Here is an 18,426-nt window from a genome sequence, read left to right as displayed (position 1 = left end):
AAGATGATCGGAGCCCTGTCCCTGCTGCTCGTCTGCCAGTTGATCGGCACCATCGTCGCCCATGCGGCGGGCTGGCCGATTCCGGGCCCGGTGCTGGGGCTGGTTCTGCTCCTCGGGCTGCTGATCCGGCGCGGCGGGCCGCCGCCGCCGGTGCACGACACCGCGCAGGGGTTGCTGAAACAGCTCGGGTTGCTCTTCGTTCCGGCCGGCGTCGGCATCGTCAACGAGCTGCACGTGCTGCGCACCGACGCACTGGCGATCGCCGTCGCGATCCCGGTGTCCACCCTGCTGGCGCTTGGCGTCACCGGCACGGTGATGCAACTTCTGGCGCGCGGGGATCGCTGATGCACGCGTTCGCCGGAGGCGATCTCTATCATGTCTGGGTCTATCTGCAGAGCGGCCCGCAGCTCGGCCTGGTCGCGACGCTGCTGGTCTGGCAGGGGGCGACCTCGCTCGACCGGCGCACCGGCCATGCGGCGTGGTCCAACCCGATCATGGTTTCGATCGCGGTGCTGGCGGTGCTGCTGCTGATCACCGGCACCTCGTATCGCGCCTATTTCCGTGGCGGGCAGTATGTCCAGTTCCTGCTCGGTCCGGCCACGGTCGCGCTCGCGGTGCCGATGTATGCGAATTTCGTGACGATGCGGCGCAACCTGCTGCCGATTCTGGTCGCTCTGATCGCCGGATCGGTCACCGCCTCGGTGTCCGCCATGGTCATCACCCATTGGCTCGGCGCGCCGCGCGCGGTGGTGATCTCGATGGCGCCGAAATCCGTGACCACACCGATCGCGATGGGAATTTCCCAGGATCTGGGCGGGATTCCGTCGCTGACCGCGATTTTCGTGCTGCTGACCGGCGTGTTCGGCGGGCTGGTCTGTCTGCCGTTTTTCCGGCTGCTTCGGATCGGAGATCGTCGCGCTCAGGGTCTTGCCGGCGGCACCGGCGCGCATGGGCTGGCCACCGCGCGGCTGCTGCTGGAGAGCGAAACAGCGGGCGCGTTCGGCGCGCTGGCGATCGGGCTCAACGGGCTGATCACCGCGATCCTCGCACCTCTGTTGGTGAGATTTCTAGGGTTCTGAGCCGAAGCCGATATCCTCGATCCCCGGATGATCGGCGGGACGCGGCCCTGCCGGCCAGCGGAACCGCCGCTCCGCCTCGCGGATCGGCTTGTCGTTGATGCTCGCCTCGCGCCGCCGCATCAGTCCGTTCGCGTCGAACTCCCATTGCTCGTTGCCATAGGCGCGGAACCAGGTACCGCTGTCGTCGTGATATTCATACTGAAAGCGCACGGCGATACGGTTTTCGTGGAACGCCCAAAGGCTCTTGACCAAACGATAATCCAGCTCGCGCGCCCATTTGCGGGCGAGGAACTCGACGATCGCCGCGCGACCGGTGAAGAATTCGCACCGGTTGCGCCAGGCGCTGTCCTTGGTATAGGCGCCGGCGACGCGAACCGGGTCGCGGCTGTTCCAGGCATCCTCCGCGGCGCGGACTTTTTTCAGCGCCGCTTCGCGATCGAAGGGCGGGACGGGCGGTCGTGTTTCGGTCATGCGGCGTGTCCTGCAAGTTTCTTGGTGAAGATCAAGGCATCGACCAATGTTCCATCGGGCAGGCCGCCGCCTTCCGGGATACGTCCGGCGCGTTGGTAATCTGCCCGATCGTAGAACGCCGGCGCTATGCCGTCATCGGATGTGAACAGATAGAGCCGCGTTTTGCCCCATTCGAAAGCGGCGCGTTCGGCGGCGGCGACCAGGGCGCCACCGATGCCATGACGACGAAACCTTGAATGCACCATCAGCTTGCCGAGTTCGGCGATATGCGGCTCCGTCTCACGCTTTTCCGCGAAGATCGCGACACAGCCGGCGATCTCGCCTTCGACGGATGCGGTGAAAACCAGGGCCTGTCCATTCCGTTCCACGTCGGCAAGCTCGTCGAAAACGGTGCGGGCGCGAGCCAGTGCGAGCGGCGCACGATACCCGAGCGAGCCACCATCCGCCACGCAGGCGATCAACAAATTCGCCAAAGCCTCCCGCCGGCCGGCGATGCCCGGCGCGGCCAGCCGCCCGATAAGAAATGCCGGGGCGTTCATCGAATGGCTCCGCAGAATTTTACGATTCGCGCGCAGGCTTCGGCCAGCGCGTCATCGGCGGCGGCGGTGGACAGGCGGATATGGCCCGTCATCGCGAAGGCGGAGCCGGGCACGGTCGCGACCAGGGCTTCTTCCAGCAGCGCCTCGGCGACATCGTCGTCGGTCGCGAGATGCCGGCCGGCCGGCGTGGTCCGGCCGGTCAGCCCGGCGATCGAGGGAAACGCATAGAACGCGCCTTCGGGTTTCGGGCAGTCGAGGCCGGGTGCGGCACTCAGCGCCGCCAGCACCAGATCGCGCCGGCGCCGATAAATGTCGCGCCGCTCGGCCAGCAGATCCTGATTCCCGTCAAGCGCCGCCACCGCGGCGGCCTGGCTGATCGTCGAAACCCCCGCAGTCGCGGTCCCCTGCACCAGCGTCATCGCCGCCAGCCAGTCGGCCGGGCCAGTGCAGAAGCCGAGCCGCCAGCCGGTCATGGCGTAGGATTTCGACACGCCGCTCATGGTCAGCACCCGCCCCGCGAGATCGGGAGCTTCCGCCGCCAGTGTGCGATAGCTACCATCAAAGATCAGATGCTCGTAGATATCGTCGGAAATCACGAGCACGTCGGGATGCCGCCGCAGCACGGCGGCGATCGCGCCCAGCATCGCCGTATCGGCCACCGCGCCGGACGGGTTGTTCGGATAGTTCAGCAGCAACAATTTCGTGCGTGGCGTGATCGCCGCCTCCAGCGCCGCCGCATCGAGCCGGAAGCCGGATGCGGTGGGGCAGGGGACGAACACCGGTACGCCGCCGGCGAATTCGACCACCTGGATATAGCCGGCCCAGCACGGCGCGGGGATCACCACCTCGTCGTCCGGCTCGATTACCGCCATCACGGCATTGAAAATCGCCTGCTTGCCGCCATTGGTGATCAGCACGTTTTTCGGCCCGACCGGCAGTTTCTGGTCGCGGGTGAATTTGCGGGCGACCGCCTCGCGCAGGGCCTCGGTGCCGGCGATCGGCGGATAGCGCGTCTGGCCGTCGAGCGCCGCGCGATACGCCGCCTCGATCACATGCGGCGGTGTTGGCAGATCCGGCTCGCCGATCGACAGCGAGATCACGTCGCGCCCGGCGGCACGCAGGGCGCGGGCACGGGCGGCCATGGCGAACGTGGCGGCGGGCTTGGTGCGGGCGATGCGGGCGGTGAAGCGGGTCATGCGCGAGCAGGACCATAACGGGCGCGCTCGATCAAGCCGGATAGTCTAATGCCGGTCGATGAGAGCCGACAATTCGGCGATCGACTCGGCAATCGTGCGGCCTGCGGTGTCGAGCCTGATCGGCGGGCGGTCCCAGGGTTCGGTTTCGGCGGCTTGCCTGCCTACGCTTGCCCAGTCGGGTGCCGACAGACCGGGGATGTCGATGGACCTTGTTTCGACGCGGCGCCGGTGTTCCGACTGATCGGAGCAGATTAATTCGATTTCGATCAACGATGCCCCCGCCGCCAGTGCGGTCGCGCGGAAAGCCTTGCGGGTTATCATCAGCCGGTTGGTCGAATCGGCAACGACGATGCGGCCAAGGCGCAGATTGTCCAGAGTCAGCGCATAGGCCGCGACATAGCCGGCCGGCCCGACATCGCCCATGACGCCGTTCGCGTCGCGGATTGCCTGCTCGATCGTGTCGATCCGCAGATAGACCGCTTCCCGCTCGCGCGCGATCGCCTTCGCGAGAGTGCTTTTTCCGGTGCCGGGCAGTCCGGCAACCACGATGAGCATGACGGCTCAGATGACCATCGTGCCGCCATCGACCGCCAGGATCTGCCCGGTGATATGGCCCGAGGCGGCGGAGCAGAACAGCAGCGCCGCACCCTTCAGATCGTCGTCATTGCCGAGCTTGCCGAGCGGCGTGTGGTGCAGCACCTGCTTGTCGAACTGGCCGAGAATGCCCTTGGTCATTTTCGACGGAAAAAACCCCGGCGCGATCGCATTCACCGTAATGTTTTGCGGCCCCCATTCGGCGGCCAGCGCGCGGGTCAGGTTCACCACCGCGCCTTTCGAGGCATTGTAGGGGATGGTTCCGGTGATGTCGGGGTGGTGGCCGCGCAGCCCGGCGATCGAGGCGATGTTCAGCACCTTGCCGGCCCGGCGCGGGATCATCGAACGCCGGGCGATCTCCTGGGTCAGAAAGAACAGATTGTTAACATTCAGGTTCATCACCCGCGCCCACGCGTCAAGCGTGACGTCGGTTGCCGGGGCACCCCAGGTAGCACCCGCATTGTTCACCAGGATGTCGATCTCGCCGTGCAGCGCGAGCACCGCATCGGCCAGCGCCTTCGGGCCTTCGGGTTTGCCGAGGTCGGCGACATGCGCGGTCGCGGCGATGCCCATGCCGGCCAGATGGCGCACCGCCGCGTCCAGCTCGTCCGCCTTGCGCGCGGAAATGGCGATTTTCGCGCCGTATTCGCCCAGCGCTTCGGCGATCTGCAGCCCCAGCCCGCGCGAGCCGCCGGTGATCAGGGCGCGCTTGCCGGTGAGATCGAACAGGGATTTCAACGCGGTCATGACGTCTCCTGTTGGGGGGCCACGCCTGGGTGAGCGGGATTGACGGGCGCGATACGCTCCTATCCAATGGAGGACAAGCCCCGGCCCGATACGGGGCGCAGAGGTGGAGGAATTTTCCATGAGCGCGCAGCCCTATTCGTTGCTGATCAAGCACATCCTGAAAATGCCGATCGCCCAGGCGAGCCGGCGCGAGATCGTCTATCGCGGCGACCGGCGCTTCACCTATCCGCAATTCGTCGAGCGGGTGAACCGGCTCGGCGGGGTGCTGGCCGGGCTCGGTGCCGCCATGGGCAGCAGGATTGCCGTGATGGACTGGGACAGCCACCGCTATCTCGAAGCCTATTTCGCGGTGCCGATGTCGGGTGCGGTGCTGATGATGGTGAATATTCGCCTCAGCCCTGACCAGATCGCTTATACGATCGACCATTCCGGGGCGGAAATCCTGTTCGTCAACAGCGATTTCCTGCCGGTGCTGAGCGCGATCCGCGACCGGTTGCCGCGACTGCGGGCGATCGTGCTGATGACTGACGAGGCATCGCCGCCGGACCTTCCCGAAGGCTTTGCCGGCGAATACGAGGCGCTGCTCGCGCAGGTGCCGGCGGAACACGATTTCCCCGATTTCGATGAGAATACCCAGGCGACCACCTTCTACACCACGGGCACCACCGGCCTGCCCAAGGGGGTGATGTTCAGCCACCGGCAGCTCGTTCTGCACACCATGGTGATCATGGCGACGATGGCGATGGCCGGGCTGAACGGGCGCATCTCCCGCGAAGACGTGTATATGCCGCTGACGCCGATGTTTCACGTTCATGCCTGGGGATTTCCCTATGCGGCGACGATGATGGGGATGCAGCAGGTCTATGTCGGGCGGTTCCTGCCGGACGTGGTTTGCCGGTTGCTGCGCACCGAGCGGGTCACCGTCTCGCATTGCGTGCCGACCATCATGCACATGATCCTGACCGCGCCGGCGGCGAAGGATATCGATCTCACCGGCTGGCGCGTGATCATCGGCGGCTCGGCGCTGCCGCGCGCGCTGTGCGAGGCGGGTCTTGCGCGCGGGCTCGACATCTACGCCGCCTACGGCATGTCGGAAACCTGCCCGATCCTGACCATGACGCAGTTGCGCGGCGATATTCTGGATGCGGCGGAAAATCGGAACGAGGCCGAGGTCGCGATTCGCATCTCCGCCGGCCTGCCGGCAACCCTGGTCGAATTGCGCGTGGTGGACGACGCGATGAACGACGTGCCGCGCGACGGGAAATCGGTGGGCGAGGTGGTGGCGCGCTCGCCCTTCCTCACGCCCGGTTATGCCGGCAACCCGGAGGCGTCGGACGCGCTCTGGCGCGGCGGCTGGCTGCACACGGGCGATATCGGCACGCTGGACGCGGACGGCTATCTGCGCATCGTCGATCGGGTGAAGGATGTCATCAAGACCGGCGGCGAATGGATTTCCTCGATCGGGATCGAAGACATCATCCTGACACATCCTGGCGTTGCCGAGGCCGCCGTGGTGGGCGTGCCCGACGAACGCTGGGGCGAGCGCCCGGTCGCCTTCGTGGTGCTCAAACAGAATGCCGCGCAAGATGAAGAGGCCATCCGGTCGCATGTCCGTGCCCGTGCCGATCTCGGCGAAATCTCCCGCTACGCGGTACCGGACCGGATCGTCATCGTCGAGGCGCTGGACAAGACCTCGGTCGGCAAGCTCGACAAGAAGACGATGCGCATCCGCGCGACCGAAACCTCACCGCACGCCGTCGCCTGATGCCGGAAAGCACATGATTCCAATGTGGTTCATGGTTTTGGAATTTCCACGAACACGACCGCGAATGCTGGGGAATTTCAGAACCGCTCCATCAAGCACAACCCTCCGATCCGTCCGCGAGGGTTGCGTTTTGTGCGCAAGGCGCCGAATCTCCAGCGCAGCCGGATTCCATAAAATGATATAGAAACGAAAGTGTCCAATATCCATGAAGCTGCATGAGGTCCGCGTCCATCCGTCGAAATCGCTGCTCGCGCGCGAGGATCAGCTTGCCTGGAAGATTGCCGGCGTTGCCGCCGACAAAGTGGCCGTGCCGCGCGATGTGACCGAGATGATCATCAATCGGATGATCGACAATGCCGCAGTGGCCATCGCCTCGGTGAATCGCAAGCCGGTGGTGGCGGCGCGCGACATGGCGCTGGGCCATGCGCGGCGCGGCGGAGCAACCGTGTTCGGCCTGCCGGCCCGCAAGACCGTGAGCCCCGAATGGGCGGCCTGGGCCAACGGCACGGCGGTGCGCGAGCTCGATTATCACGACACGTTTCTGGCCGCCGATTATTCCCATCCGGGCGACAATATTCCGCCGATTCTGGCGGTCGCGCAAAGCTTGGAACGCACCGGCCGCGACCTGATCCGTGGTATCGTCACCGGCTACGAAATCCAGATCGACCTGGTGCGCGCGATCTGCCTGCATGAATGGAAAAAGGACCATATCGCCCATCTCGCCCCGGCGCAGACCGCCGGAATCGGAGCCCTGCTCGGCCTCAAGCAGGATGTGATCTTTCAGGCGGTGCAGCAGGCGGTGCATGTCAGTTTCACGACCCGTCAGTCGCGCAAAGGCGAGATCAGCTCGTGGAAAGCGTTCGCGCCTGCCCATGCCGGCAAGCTCGCGATCGAGGCGGTGGACCGCGCGATGCGCGGCGAGGGCGCGCCGAGCCCGATCTATGAGGGCGAGGACAGCGTGATCGCCTGGATGCTGGGCGGCAAGGACGCTATCTATCACGTGCCGCTGCCCGAAAAGGGCGAGGCCAAGCGCGCGATTCTGGACAGCTATACCAAGGAGCACTCGGCGGAATATCAGAGCCAGGCGCTGATCGACCTTGCGTTCCGCATGCGCCAGCAGATCGAGGATTTCGAGGCGATCGAAAAAATCGTCATCCACACGTCGCATCATACCCATTACGTGATCGGAACCGGGGCGAACGACCCGCAGAAAATGGACCCCAAGGCGTCACGCGAAACGCTCGACCATTCGATCATGTATATCGTCGCGGTCGCGCTGCAGGACGGCGCCTGGCATCACGTCGGCAGCTACGCGCCGAAGCGCGCACAGCGGCCGGACACGGTACGGCTGTGGCACAAAATCGAGACGCGCGAGGACCCGGAATGGACGCGGCGCTATCACGCGACCGATCCGAACCAGAAGGCGTTCGGCGGACGCATCGAGATCACGTTCAAGGACGGCTCGACGCTGACCGACGAGTTGGCCGTCGCGAACGCGCATTCCCTGGGGGCGCGGCCGTTCGAACGCGCGGACTATATCCGCAAGTTCGAGACGCTGACCGACGGCATCATTTCCGCGCGTGAATCGGCGCGATTCATCGAAGCGGTGCAGGAATTGCCGCATTTGCCGGCCGGCGAGCTCGACCGGTTGAACGTCGCCCTGCCCAATGGCGCGCTGCTGGAAGGCAAGCCTGGAATTTTCTAGAAATAACACGATCGAAGGAAACGCAGCATGAGCGAAACGACGGCTCCGAAACCCAAGAAATCGGTTGCCCTCTCGGGGGTCGCGGCTGGCAACACCGCGTTATGCAGTGTCGGACGAACCGGCAACGATCTACATTATCGCGGCTATGACATTCTCGATGTCGCCGAAAGCTGCACCTTCGAGGAAATTGCCCATCTGCTGGTTCACGGCTTTCTGCCGAACGCGGCGGAACTCGCGGCGTATCAGGCCAAACTGCGCGTCTTGCGAGGAATTCCCGCCGCGGTGAAGCGGGTGCTCGAAGCGATTCCCGCTGCGGCGCATCCGATGGACGTGATGCGCACGGCTGCCTCAGCGCTCGGATGCGTCCTGCCCGAGGAGCACGACCACAATCCGGCGCGCGCGCGCGACATCGCCGACCGGCTGATGGCCTCGTTCGGCTCGATGCTGCTCTACTGGCATCATTTCAGTGCTAACGGCAAGCGCATCGATGTCGAAACCGACGATGCCTCGATCGGCGGCCATTTCCTGCATCTTCTGCATGGGCGCGAACCGGATGGCGATTGGGTGCGCGCGATGCACACCTCGCTTATTCTCTATGCCGAGCACGAATTCAACGCATCGACCTTTGCGGCTCGGGTCATCGCCGGCACCGGATCGGACATCTATTCCGCGATCACCGGCGGGATCGGCGCCTTGCGCGGGCCGAAGCATGGCGGAGCCAACGAATTCGCCTTCGAGGTGCAGAAACGCTACGCGACGCCCGACGAGGCCGAGGCGGATATCCGTCGGCGCATCGAAGCGCGCGAAGTGATCATCGGGTTCGGCCACCCGGTTTATACCATCGCCGATCCGCGCAACGTGGTGATCAAGCGGGTGGCGCGCGCATTGTCCGAGAAGGCTGGTGCGACGAAGATGTTTTCGATCGCCGAGCGGATCGAGAGCGTGATGCACGATACCAAGAAGATGTTCGCCAATCTCGATTGGTTCAGCGCGGTGTCCTATCACATGATGGGCGTGCCGACCGCGATGTTCACGCCTTTGTTCGTGATCGCGCGCACCTCGGGCTGGAGTGCCCATGTGATCGAACAGCGAATCGACAACAAGATCATTCGGCCGTCGGCGAATTACGTGGGGCCGGAAGATCTGAAATTCGTGCCGATCGGACAGCGAAGCTGAGGAGAGAGCGATGACCTATCTGCGCGCTCAGGACATTCCGATGCGGTCCGCCGGCGAGCGATTTCGAAGCCTGTTGGAACGACCAAGAATTCTACAAATTCCAGGTGCGCATAACGGGCTTGCCGCGCAGCAGGCGAAGCGCGCCGGATTCGATTCGTGCTATTTGTCGGGTGCTGCGATGACCGCATCGATGGGACTGCCGGACCTCGGCATCATCACCGTGGACGAGGTATGTTTCTTCATCCGTCAGGTCGCGCGCGCTTCGGGCCTGCCGGTGCTGGTCGATGGCGATACCGGCTATGGCGAGGCGCTCAACGTCATGCACATGGTGCGCAGCTTCGAGGATGCCGGTGCTGCCGCCGTGCATATCGAAGATCAGGTGCTGCCCAAGAAATGCGGCCATCTGAACGACAAGAAACTCGCCGATGCGCACGACATGGCGGCGAAGGTCGCGGCGGCTTCCCACGCGCGGCGGCATCTGTTCGTCATCGCCCGCACCGATGCTGCTGCGAGCGAGGGGATCGACGGTGCCGTGGCACGTGCGAAACTCTATGTCGAGGCTGGGGCGGACGCGATTTTTCCAGAAGCCCTGCACAATGCCGAAATGTTTCGTGAATTCGCGGCGCGGATGCCGGACATTCCGCTGCTCGCCAACATGACCGAATTCGGCAGGACGCCGTTTTTCACCGCGAGCGAATTCGAGGCTATGGGCTATCGCATGGTGATCTGGCCGGTCACCAGCCTGCGCGTCTCGGCCAAGGCGGTGGAAACGCTCTATGCGGCGATAAGGCGCGACGGTGGCGCGCAGAATTGCGTCGACGCGATGCAGACGCGCGCCGAACTTTACGACACGATCGATTATGCGGGATTCGAGGCGCTGGATGCAACGATCGTGAAAACCATCGTTCCCAAAGGTATGCCAGCACACTCACTGCAACCGTCATTTTGTGACGCAATCAATGAGCTTTGCTAAAGCCCAAAAATAAAAAAATTATGGACTTATGGATATGATAGAAATAAAGCACAACAGTCCTGACATTGATTCTTATAGTCCCGGCGGTGCTACAGTATACTCCTGTCTGCTTGTTGCAACGTGGTTTACACTTTATCTTGCCAACAGCATCTCTATTACCGATTATTCACTAGCCCTTCCATTCATTTCAAATGAATTTTATTTAAAATCTGGCTCTATCTGGCAATTATCTGGGCTGTTGTCCTACTCTTCTGCCCTCTGGGTGGTCTATTTCGTTAACTTCCGCGGCTGGATGAATATAAGGGTGCGGACAGCCGTGCTAATATCCCAAATAGTTATTATCGTACCGAGCATTCTTATCCCATATATTCCAATTTATATCGTAATCATCTTCTTGCGATTTATACAGGGTTTGTGGTTTGTAGAACTGGGGTTGTGTACCATCTGTTTTTCGGGGTGGTTTGACTATGATTCATTATCAATATCGGTTGGTATTTCGTTAGCAGCCCTACAGGTAGGTTCAGCTGTTGGTGGAATAGTAACCCGCTATGTTATGCTAACAAGCAGTTGGCAGACAGGATTCTACGTTGCCGCTGGTATTGATGTGATGGCGACAACCCTGTTCTTCATTCTGTACCGGGACGCCCCGGGTTACGAAGCCCACTTAAGCAAGGATAGGGCAGCCCATGTAAGCCGGGGACACGTAGGTGGCCACAGTATGTCGGTCTGGAGGTGGCCAGTAACCTACACGATTGGACTATCGCAGATCGCTACAACGATGCTCTTTGCCTCTGTACCATTTCTAGTCCCGTTCTATGGCTACGCGATGCATCTTTCTCCGAAGATCATTGCCAACACTGTAATTCTTTACGGGCTCACCTCTGGAGCAATGATTGTCGCCGGGGCTCTTTTTGGCAGCGCTATCGTCCGTAGACAGACAACTGTTAGAGATATATTTAGATCTCGGAATAGTGCTCGGCATATCGGGCATGCCATCGCTACAATCGGATTGCTGATGCTGCTTTTTGGTAAAGGAATTACCTCATACGTACTTGGGTCGATCTTTGCTAGTTGTATCGTGTTTAATATTCCAAATTATTGGGCAGAATTGGTTGAAGTGGTTCCGTCTGGTTACAGGGGGGATTTCATCTTTGCTGCCGGTGCGGTAGCATCGTTCGGCTTCCTGGGCGGCCCTGCTTTCTCAATCACCATATTGCGTGTCTTCCATTCTTATTCGGTGGTGTGGGTGAGTTTGTTAGCGATAGTCGCCATCAGCCAAGGGACAAACCTGTGGCAACAGAGGCACGTCGCTCTTCCATTGGAAACCATTCGGACGAAGTGACACTGTGGTTAATAATTCCTGCTTAGGGCCTGAGCTTGAACAAGCGATTCGGCACGAAAGAATCGGAATGACCGCGAAAACGCAAGGATCGAATCGGGCGAACTGGGTGACGTTGGGTCGGTCCGGCCTATTTTTGGGGGATGATTGATATTGCAGCCATCAAGTCGCGCTTTGAAGCTCTTGAGCCGTTTCTGACCGAACGGGATCGCCGTCTGTTTGCCGCTGGCGAAGCCCGTGCCGCGGGTCGAGGAGGGATTGCGGCGGTGTCGGTGGCGACCGGCATTGCGCGCAGCACGATCGGCCGGGGATTGGTTGATTTGCGTCTGGGTACGACGCCGTTCGGCGCGCGGGTGCGCAGATCGGGCGGTGGGAGCAAGCCAGCGACCGAGATCCAGCCAGGACTTTTGGACGCGCTGAATACGCTGGTGGAATCATCGATCCGCGGCGATCCGGAGGCGCCGCTGCGCTGGGTCAGCAAGAGCCAGCGTCATTTGTCGGCCGCACTGGCCGCACGCGGTTTCACTGCGGGTCAGAAACTAGTACCCCGAGTCGCTCATAGTGCGGGGTATAGCCGCTTCAGTTTGATGCGGGCGTTTGCGGTGGTGAAGTGCCAGTTGGCCTTGACCCAACTTCCATAGTGCGTAAAAAAATAAAGAGGTATTACAACGGGATATCGGCCGTTTTGAGTTTTAGGCACCACAAGTTTTCAGTTGGCGGGTTCAGCGGTTTTGGATGATAGCATCTCCTGGAATACGGGTGGCAGGCTCAACCCGACGGCACGGCAGACCGGATCGATGCTGGCGCATGGGGCAGTTCGAAGCCGGGCTCTTCGGCCGTCCTGTTCGACGTCGACGACGCTGAGATCGGCGAGATCGTCGATGATCTGCTGCCATTCCGGCATGGGGTCTTTGCGGTTCGCGAGACGCGCGAGCAGTTCATGGCGGAGAATGAGAGCCAGAAACGTGCAGAAAATATGTCCGCGGATCGCGGCGTCGGTGCGGTGGTAAACTGGGCGGGTGGCCATCAAGGTCTTGCTGGTCAGGAAGCTTTGCTCGACCGAGAGGAGCTGGCGATAGCGCAGGACCACCGCGAGGGGCGAGAGCTTCATATTGGTTCGCAGCACGAACAGGCCATCAAAGGCGGCGTCGGCGTCGACCTTGGCCGGATCGATGGCAAAGCCGACACCATTGGGTGCGGTGAGGAACCGCCGGTAGCCGCTGTTGCCGACGAGGGCCTTGTCGCCGTGGGATAATTTGCGGGCGAGGTCGTTGAGCAGCTTGGCGCGTGTTTCAGCATCTTTGCGCGCCTCCTCGGGATTACGGCAGACGATGTAGCGGCGGCCGGCGATTTTCACCTCCTTTACCGCCAATTCGGTTTTCCCTTTCTGACGCGGGATGATCAGCGGCACGCTGACCCCGTCATCATTCAGAACCGTCTCGCGGATCTCCCTGCTGGACCGTTCGCGGGCCCCGAGGATGTAGTCGATCCCCTGCGCCTCGAGTTCGGTGATGGTGGCCGCGCTGATCATGCCACGATCCGCGACGACGCAGGCGCGGCCGATGCCGAAGCGCGATCGCAGCCGTTCGACCACGGGGAGCAGCGTGGTGACATCGGTCGTGTTGCCTGGCCACAGGAAGGAGGTGATCGGCCGATCGTTCTCGTCGAGGACGATGCCCAGCACGACCTGGTTGAGGTGCGGGCGATAATCCTTCGAATGCCCGCGTTGCCCAAGGATCGCGCCACCGCGCCCTTCGAAATAGAGCGAGGTGGTGTCGAAGAAAGCGACGGCCACCTCGCCGAACAACGATCGCCGATGTGCGTACAGCGCCTCCTCGATCACTTCGGCTTGGTATCTCTCCTGGGCATCATCCGTCGTGATCGGCTCGCCGAGCCAGGCCATCGCCTTGTAGGCGTGATCGAGGGTGATCGCGTCGGCGCCGGGCACCTCGAGGGTTTCTCGCCATGACGCGGCATGGCGGTCGGATCCCGATACCATCAGCCGATGCAGGACGGTGAGATAGACCGCGCGCTCGACATCAAAGCCGAAGTGCCGATCCGTGAGGTGCTGGCGTAGAACCTCGGCGCAACCCGTCTCCTGCCAAAGCCGGCCGAACACCAGGTCGGGGCCGATGCTGCGCCGGCACAGTTCAGCCAATTCGCCCCGGTAGAACCGCGACAGCACGATCGACCGCCGCGAGTGTCGGGCCGCCGACGCGATCAGGCCGTCGAGCAGGTCGGAGTTTTCAACCTCGTCCCGGCGACCGAGCGCACGGATGACCCGTTGAACGTGACGACCACCTTCCCGGACGTTCTCGACAAGGTAAAGATACTCGTATTGACCGATCTTCTTGACACGGATGAACATGGCTGCTGACCTGCGAGATGGTAGAGCACCATGTCGAATCGGCAAGAGTCAAGAAAAAAGCAGTAATCTAAATCCGACAACCCATTCGTTTTAGCACCACAATTCAGTCGACCGCCCAAAAATCCGCAGAGTTCTGCGACTTTTTCACGCGCGTGAAGGGCAAAGTGTCGAAGTTGGGCTTGACGTGATCGCCGACCAGCTCCTTTTTCTTGGTGTCGACGGAGATCGCTGGCTCACCCGCGTCGAGCGCCGCTTTCACGCGATCGTTGATATAGCGAAACTGCGCATCGCGATCTGGATTATGGGTTCCCTCGCGCGTCTTGCGGTTGGCCTGCAGGCTATAGCCCAGCTTGCGCAGCAGATCGCCAACCAGATTATGGCCAATCGCGTGACCAATGCCGCGCAAACCCTCGGCCAGTTTGCGCAGACTTTTCGAGGTCCACAGCAGCGGAGATTCGGGATCGCCGCGCGTCGCCGGATCGACCAGACGACGAAGATCGTCCAGCAGGCTGGCGTCGGTCTCGCTCAACGGCTTGCGTCCGCCGCCGGCGCGGCGCACGCGCTTGTCTTGCAACATTGCGCCGTCGCGAAGTTCGGCGAGCGCGCGTCCAATCGTGCTGCGCGCAATGCCGGTGGCGCGAGAAACCGCGCTGACGCCGCCGCGACCCGCGGCCAAGGCTTCCGCCGCAGCCAAGCGCCGCCGTCCCCGCTCATCCAGCAAAGGATCGAGCGCCTCAAACCGCAACCGGATCGCCGATTCGTCAATCACGCCGCGATTCTATAAACTCGGCCGCGCGCTGGGAATCCCAAGACTTCCAAAAAATCGCAATTCGATTCAGTTATTTATCAACAACGCCTTAGCAATCACCTCGCCAGGACGCGGCCAAGCGCCTGCCACCAGTCAGGATTGGGCATCGCCGTGGCCGGGAACTTCAACCCAATAGGTTCAGCATAACCGTCTGGGACACCTTTGATGAAATCCTCGCAGCCTGAGCCGCCGCCCGAAACTCACTGATGGCCGACCAACCACGCATCCAATCAATTACCCAACGCACATGGGCGTCAGTCAAAATTTAGGGAGGTTGATATCAATCCGCGTCTTGCCCGAGGCGACCATCGCAACCGCAACGCGCCGCAACTCAGCCTGCGTCGCTCTGTCCAGCTTCCTAAAATCTCGCTCAATCGTCATCTTCAAATTATAGCACGGCTCAATTCAATACCTATTTGAGGAGCAGGTTAGTAATACGATCACAGAATTAACGCCGATGGGACCCTATTGGGCTGGTTTTGTAGTTGCTGATCCCAACTCAAGTTCGAAGCCGTAAGCAGCCCGATATCCGAGGCTGCGATATCCGGCCTCCCGCTTGATCGCCATCTTCGCCAGCATCGGTTCGTTCCCATCGATATAATCGTAAATAACGACATCGCGTTTCGTGGCGTGAAGCCGATGCAGCCGGCCGGCATATTGAGCAAGGATTCCCCGCCAGGAAATCGGCATGGTCAAAAACAAGGTATCGAGCCGCGCGTCGTCGAAGCCCTCGCCGAGATAGCGACCCGTCGCCACCAGGACCCGTTCCTCGCCCGCCGGGATCGTGGCCAGGGATTCGGTCACTGCTCGCGACTGCCGTGCGCTCATGCCGCCACGGAGAACGATGACGTTCTTCGCGAATTTCGACAGCCGCCCCGCCAACAAGTCAAGATGATCCTTGCGTTCGGTGATGACGACCGGCGAGCGTCCCGCTTCGAGTGCCGACAGGATGTCATCGAAAATCAGATCATTCCGCGCCGGGTCTTGAGCAAGCTTTGCATAAAGCTCCTGGATGGTCGGCCTTTCATCCGGACCGCTCCGGGTAAGCCGGAACGCCGTACGCCGGAAAACGACCTTATGATCGAAGGGACGAGCGCTCGCCTGCTTCCTGGCATCGACGCGATGGCGAACCGGACCGCATTGCATGAAGATGATCGGATGGTGGCCGTCCTTCCGCGTCACCGTCGCGGACAGGCCAAGGACGTATCGGGCCTTGACCGCCCGTGCGATGGTCTCGAAGCCCACAGCGGAGAGGTGATGGCATTCATCGACGACGACATGCCCGTAGTCGGCGACCAGATCGGAAACAACGCCCTTCCGCACCAAGCTCTGCATGACGGCGATATCGACATGTCCGGTCGGCTTCTTCTTCCCGCCGTGGAAGACGCCGAGCTTGTTCGGCGGGATATCCAGAAAGGTTTGGAGACGCGCAACCCATTGATCGAGAAGCTGCCGGCGATGGACCAGCACCAAGGTGTTCCGATCCCGCGCCGCGATCATTTTCGCGGCGATGACGGTCTTGCCGAACGCCGTGGTCGCGGCGAGCACCCCAGTTTCATGCTGGAGAAGAGCGGCGGCGGCTTCATCCTGTTCCGGTGTCAGCTCACCGAGAAATGGGGCGCCGATCGGCCGCCCTTGCTGGCGTTCGGCGCGCAGCTCGGCAACAATGCCCGCGTCGCCGAGAAGACTCAACAGATCGTCGAGGCATCCCCTCGGGATGGCGACATGTCTCGGGAACAGCTCGGCACATGAGATGACGCGCGGCTTGCCGAAGGTCGGCAGGCGCATTGCCTGCGCCGCATAGAACTCGGGGTTCTGGAATGCGGCCAGCCGTGCGATGCGGTTCACGAGAGCCGGCGGCAGCTTCGACCGGTCAATATAGACCTGATTGCCCAGCACGACCTCGACCGAACCGGGAAGCTCGCCCTCGATCGGTGGCTCCTTGCTGCGGCGGGACGGCAGCGCGGTCCAGGGCTCTTCGTCCTCTTCCGTCGAAGGGAGACGCACGCCGATAATCTGTCCCGAGGCAGCGGCTTCGGCCACGATCGATATCAGTTCGGCGCGCGATAGCCGACCGATCGTTGATAGATACGCCCATTGATCTTCGTAGGGACGGAATTCATCATCGAGGAAGACGCTGTTGCCGTTCTCACGCGGCCGGTTCTGAAGCGGCAGGGCGATCAGATTGCCGAACCCGCCTGCCGGCATGGTGTCCTGGCTCGGAAAGAACCGATCATACGAATCGAAGCCGATATCGGGACAACGATCCATCGTTGCCGTGACCAGAAGCGCACCGAGGCGTCTGGCATCCGCCGCCGGTGCGGGCTCAGCGAAGAAAATCCAGGCATGAGCACCATTGCCCGAGCGCGATCGTTCGATGGCGACAGGCACACCCTTCGCACGTGCGGTGTCACGGAACACGGCAACATCCTGCATCCAGGCCTTCTCGTCGAAATCGGCGGCAAGGAACCAGCATGTTTCGTCCGGCAGCATCGGGTATATGCCAACAGTGAAATCGGTTGCATTGCCGGAGGCCTTCCCGGTAAGATGCGAATTAAAGATATTGTCTCCGATAGGGACGAATGCTTGATTTGGGCATTCTCCGCACCTCACCCGCGGTTTGCCGCACACGCTGCGGACCCACTCGTTCCGGCACATGGGCGCGTAGCCGGCCTTCCCCGTCTTCGAGTTTTCCCACCGCCGCGGCAACACATCCTCCCGTCCGCGAAACAGGCTGCGGAAAAGCGCGATCTTCGCAGCGGTCGGAGAGGCCATCGTGACAGCGGCAGGTGCCGACTGTTCGGCCCTCTCCCGCGCCTGCGCTTGCTCAAGCACGCCCAATCGTTTGGCGATCTCCGACCGTTCCCGGTCGAGTGCGGTCAGCCGGCCTTTCAGGGTCGCAATCTGTCGAGCGATGTCGTCCGCGCTGGCGATCCCTTTGCTCCTTTCAGAAGCGAATTTGTTACTGACCGACCCTACGGAGTTCCACAACGAACTCTTGACAAATTCTACAAGATTACCGCTCATGGTGTGCGGTGGACGTGTTGGGGGCCACTGCGCGCCAACCCGCGCAGCAGTCAAGCATAATCACGGTAACCAGCAAAGGTTGGGTGTGATTTCACAGCCAAGGTCATCTCGGTGCCGTCCAAACTTTCTGCCACGCTTCAAATTCAGACGGCCTGATCTGATATCGATCATATGGCGCCGAATTCTCCTCATGCGGGCTCACGCGTTCGACCTCTGCAACTTCGGCGAAACGCTGCCGCTTGGAAGGATCGACGTTTTCTTTCGATCAGGCTGCTATTCGAGCGTAAGACGGGTCAAACGCGTTGATTTTGTCTATTGACTTTCCGAATTGGCGTGGATGAACAATGGTGCGTCCGTGGTCTGTGAGGTTACGATGGTGGAGATTGACACCGACAAGGTCGACGAGGCGGTTTTGGCGCTGCTTCATCTCACGCTGCACGATGGGTTCAGGGCGTGGAAAGGCCATGATTGGGATGCTCTGGATCGGCTGCATCACAAGGGGATGATTGGCAATCCGGTGGGCAAGGCGAAGTCCGTGGTGTTCACCGAGGAGGGCTTGGCGGAGAGTGTGCGGTTATTCACCAAGCTGTTCGGGAAGCCGATGATCAGGTAGGTGTTTGTCAGCCTGGGGAGTTTCAG

The 18,426-nt window shown here is 61.6% G+C and carries 17 protein-coding genes; 9 read left to right on the top strand and 8 right to left on the bottom strand.

The genetic code is table 11. The features are described 5' to 3' along the window. Positions 1-3 precede the first annotated feature (3 nt). The gene (locus AiwAL_RS12125) at positions 4-345 is read left to right on the top strand and encodes a CidA/LrgA family protein (protein WP_235704046.1); all 342 of its coding nucleotides are present in this window, start codon (positions 4-6) and stop codon (positions 343-345) included. Continuing rightward, entirely contained in the window at positions 345-1,079 is a 735-nt protein-coding gene (locus tag AiwAL_RS12120) for an LrgB family protein (RefSeq protein ID WP_235704045.1), read from the top strand. Before AiwAL_RS12125 ends, AiwAL_RS12120 begins: the two co-directional genes overlap by 1 nt. On the opposite strand, the gene AiwAL_RS12115 is transcribed toward AiwAL_RS12120, so the two are convergent. From AiwAL_RS12115 to AiwAL_RS12095, 5 genes are read right to left on the bottom strand one after another with little or no spacing between them, the layout of a single operon-like run. Further along, the gene (locus AiwAL_RS12115; protein WP_262312768.1) at positions 1,068-1,550 is read right to left on the bottom strand and encodes a nuclear transport factor 2 family protein; all 483 of its coding nucleotides are present in this window, start codon (positions 1,548-1,550) and stop codon (positions 1,068-1,070) included. The two genes, AiwAL_RS12120 and AiwAL_RS12115, sit on opposite strands and share 12 nt — an antisense overlap. Next, a complete protein-coding gene (locus AiwAL_RS12110; protein ID WP_262312767.1) occupies positions 1,547-2,089 on the bottom strand; it encodes a GNAT family N-acetyltransferase in 543 nt (180 codons plus the stop codon). Before AiwAL_RS12110 ends, AiwAL_RS12115 begins: the two co-directional genes overlap by 4 nt. Further along, positions 2,086-3,285, bottom strand: coding sequence for a pyridoxal phosphate-dependent aminotransferase (locus AiwAL_RS12105; protein ID WP_262312766.1), 1,200 nt, complete (start codon positions 3,283-3,285; stop codon positions 2,086-2,088). Before AiwAL_RS12105 ends, AiwAL_RS12110 begins: the two co-directional genes overlap by 4 nt. 45 nt (positions 3,286-3,330) lie before the next feature. Continuing rightward, entirely contained in the window at positions 3,331-3,840 is a 510-nt protein-coding gene (locus AiwAL_RS12100; RefSeq protein ID WP_262312765.1) for an AAA family ATPase, read from the bottom strand. A gap of 6 nt (positions 3,841-3,846) precedes the next feature. Continuing rightward, positions 3,847-4,626 (bottom strand): SDR family oxidoreductase, encoded by a 780-nt coding sequence (locus tag AiwAL_RS12095; RefSeq protein WP_262312764.1) that lies wholly within the window; start codon positions 4,624-4,626, stop codon positions 3,847-3,849. Between the two features lie 118 nt (positions 4,627-4,744). Between AiwAL_RS12095 and AiwAL_RS12090 the strand changes: the two genes are divergently transcribed. The 6 genes from AiwAL_RS12090 (at position 4,745) to AiwAL_RS12065 (ending at position 12,225) form a co-directional block, all read left to right on the top strand. Beyond that, the gene (locus AiwAL_RS12090; RefSeq protein ID WP_235704039.1) at positions 4,745-6,391 is read left to right on the top strand and encodes a fatty acid--CoA ligase; all 1,647 of its coding nucleotides are present in this window, start codon (positions 4,745-4,747) and stop codon (positions 6,389-6,391) included. 205 nt (positions 6,392-6,596) lie between these two features. Then, complete coding sequence (locus AiwAL_RS12085) at positions 6,597-8,096, top strand: MmgE/PrpD family protein (protein WP_235704038.1); 1,500 nt, start codon at positions 6,597-6,599, stop codon at positions 8,094-8,096. A 27-nt stretch (positions 8,097-8,123) separates the two neighbouring features. Next, a complete protein-coding gene (gene prpC, locus AiwAL_RS12080; protein WP_235704037.1) occupies positions 8,124-9,272 on the top strand; it encodes a 2-methylcitrate synthase in 1,149 nt (382 codons plus the stop codon). Between the two features lie 10 nt (positions 9,273-9,282). Next, positions 9,283-10,245, top strand: a complete 963-nt coding sequence (gene prpB / locus AiwAL_RS12075; protein ID WP_262312763.1) for a methylisocitrate lyase — start codon at positions 9,283-9,285, stop codon at positions 10,243-10,245. A 28-nt stretch (positions 10,246-10,273) separates the two neighbouring features. Continuing rightward, the gene (locus AiwAL_RS12070; RefSeq protein ID WP_262312762.1) at positions 10,274-11,587 is read left to right on the top strand and encodes an MFS transporter; all 1,314 of its coding nucleotides are present in this window, start codon (positions 10,274-10,276) and stop codon (positions 11,585-11,587) included. Positions 11,588-11,727: 140 nt separating this feature from the next. Next, the gene (locus AiwAL_RS12065; RefSeq protein ID WP_262312761.1) at positions 11,728-12,225 is read left to right on the top strand and encodes an ISAzo13-like element transposase-related protein; all 498 of its coding nucleotides are present in this window, start codon (positions 11,728-11,730) and stop codon (positions 12,223-12,225) included. 68 nt (positions 12,226-12,293) lie between these two features. Here the strand turns inward: AiwAL_RS12065 and AiwAL_RS12060 are convergent, their stop codons facing one another. The 3 genes from AiwAL_RS12060 to AiwAL_RS12050 all read right to left on the bottom strand — a co-directional run bounded on the left by AiwAL_RS12060 (position 12,294) and on the right by AiwAL_RS12050 (position 17,751). Then, entirely contained in the window at positions 12,294-13,952 is a 1,659-nt protein-coding gene (locus AiwAL_RS12060) for an IS1634 family transposase (protein ID WP_262312760.1), read from the bottom strand. Positions 13,953-14,055: 103 nt separating this feature from the next. Then, the gene (locus AiwAL_RS12055) at positions 14,056-14,721 is read right to left on the bottom strand and encodes an ISAzo13 family transposase (protein WP_262312759.1); all 666 of its coding nucleotides are present in this window, start codon (positions 14,719-14,721) and stop codon (positions 14,056-14,058) included. Positions 14,722-15,225: 504 nt separating this feature from the next. Then, positions 15,226-17,751: a TOTE conflict system archaeo-eukaryotic primase domain-containing protein gene (locus AiwAL_RS12050; RefSeq protein ID WP_408851599.1), complete on the bottom strand. Its 2,526-nt coding sequence runs from the start codon at positions 17,749-17,751 to the stop codon at positions 15,226-15,228. A gap of 409 nt (positions 17,752-18,160) precedes the next feature. On the opposite strand from AiwAL_RS12050, the gene AiwAL_RS12045 reads away from it, so the two are divergent. Beyond that, a complete protein-coding gene (locus AiwAL_RS12045; RefSeq protein ID WP_262312758.1) occupies positions 18,161-18,400 on the top strand; it encodes a DUF6429 family protein in 240 nt (79 codons plus the stop codon). The last annotated feature ends 26 nt before the right edge of the window (positions 18,401-18,426 follow it).

Source organism: Acidiphilium sp. AL (assembly GCF_025499445.1).
Classification (GTDB): Bacteria; Pseudomonadota; Alphaproteobacteria; order Acetobacterales; family Acetobacteraceae; genus Acidiphilium; species Acidiphilium iwatense.
The sequence above is the reverse complement of the archived record's forward strand: the minus strand, read 5'-3'. Positions and strand labels throughout refer to the sequence as shown.

Coding starts and splice junctions, on each gene's coding strand:
- AiwAL_RS12085 (WP_235704038.1), top strand. CDS start 6,597: ATGAAGCTGCATGAGGTCCGCGTCCATCCGTCGAAATCGCTGCTCGCG.
- AiwAL_RS12090 (WP_235704039.1), top strand. CDS start 4,745: ATGAGCGCGCAGCCCTATTCGTTGCTGATCAAGCACATCCTGAAAATG.
- AiwAL_RS12045 (WP_262312758.1), top strand. CDS start 18,161: ATGGTGGAGATTGACACCGACAAGGTCGACGAGGCGGTTTTGGCGCTG.
- prpB (WP_262312763.1), top strand. CDS start 9,283: ATGACCTATCTGCGCGCTCAGGACATTCCGATGCGGTCCGCCGGCGAG.
- AiwAL_RS12125 (WP_235704046.1), top strand. CDS start 4: ATGATCGGAGCCCTGTCCCTGCTGCTCGTCTGCCAGTTGATCGGCACC.
- AiwAL_RS12070 (WP_262312762.1), top strand. CDS start 10,274: ATGGATATGATAGAAATAAAGCACAACAGTCCTGACATTGATTCTTAT.
- AiwAL_RS12095 (WP_262312764.1), bottom strand. CDS start 4,626: ATGACCGCGTTGAAATCCCTGTTCGATCTCACCGGCAAGCGCGCCCTG.
- AiwAL_RS12105 (WP_262312766.1), bottom strand. CDS start 3,285: ATGACCCGCTTCACCGCCCGCATCGCCCGCACCAAGCCCGCCGCCACG.
- prpC (WP_235704037.1), top strand. CDS start 8,124: ATGAGCGAAACGACGGCTCCGAAACCCAAGAAATCGGTTGCCCTCTCG.
- AiwAL_RS12060 (WP_262312760.1), bottom strand. CDS start 13,952: ATGTTCATCCGTGTCAAGAAGATCGGTCAATACGAGTATCTTTACCTT.
- AiwAL_RS12065 (WP_262312761.1), top strand. CDS start 11,728: ATGATTGATATTGCAGCCATCAAGTCGCGCTTTGAAGCTCTTGAGCCG.
- AiwAL_RS12100 (WP_262312765.1), bottom strand. CDS start 3,840: ATGCTCATCGTGGTTGCCGGACTGCCCGGCACCGGAAAAAGCACTCTC.
- AiwAL_RS12120 (WP_235704045.1), top strand. CDS start 345: ATGCACGCGTTCGCCGGAGGCGATCTCTATCATGTCTGGGTCTATCTG.
- AiwAL_RS12110 (WP_262312767.1), bottom strand. CDS start 2,089: ATGAACGCCCCGGCATTTCTTATCGGGCGGCTGGCCGCGCCGGGCATC.
- AiwAL_RS12115 (WP_262312768.1), bottom strand. CDS start 1,550: ATGACCGAAACACGACCGCCCGTCCCGCCCTTCGATCGCGAAGCGGCG.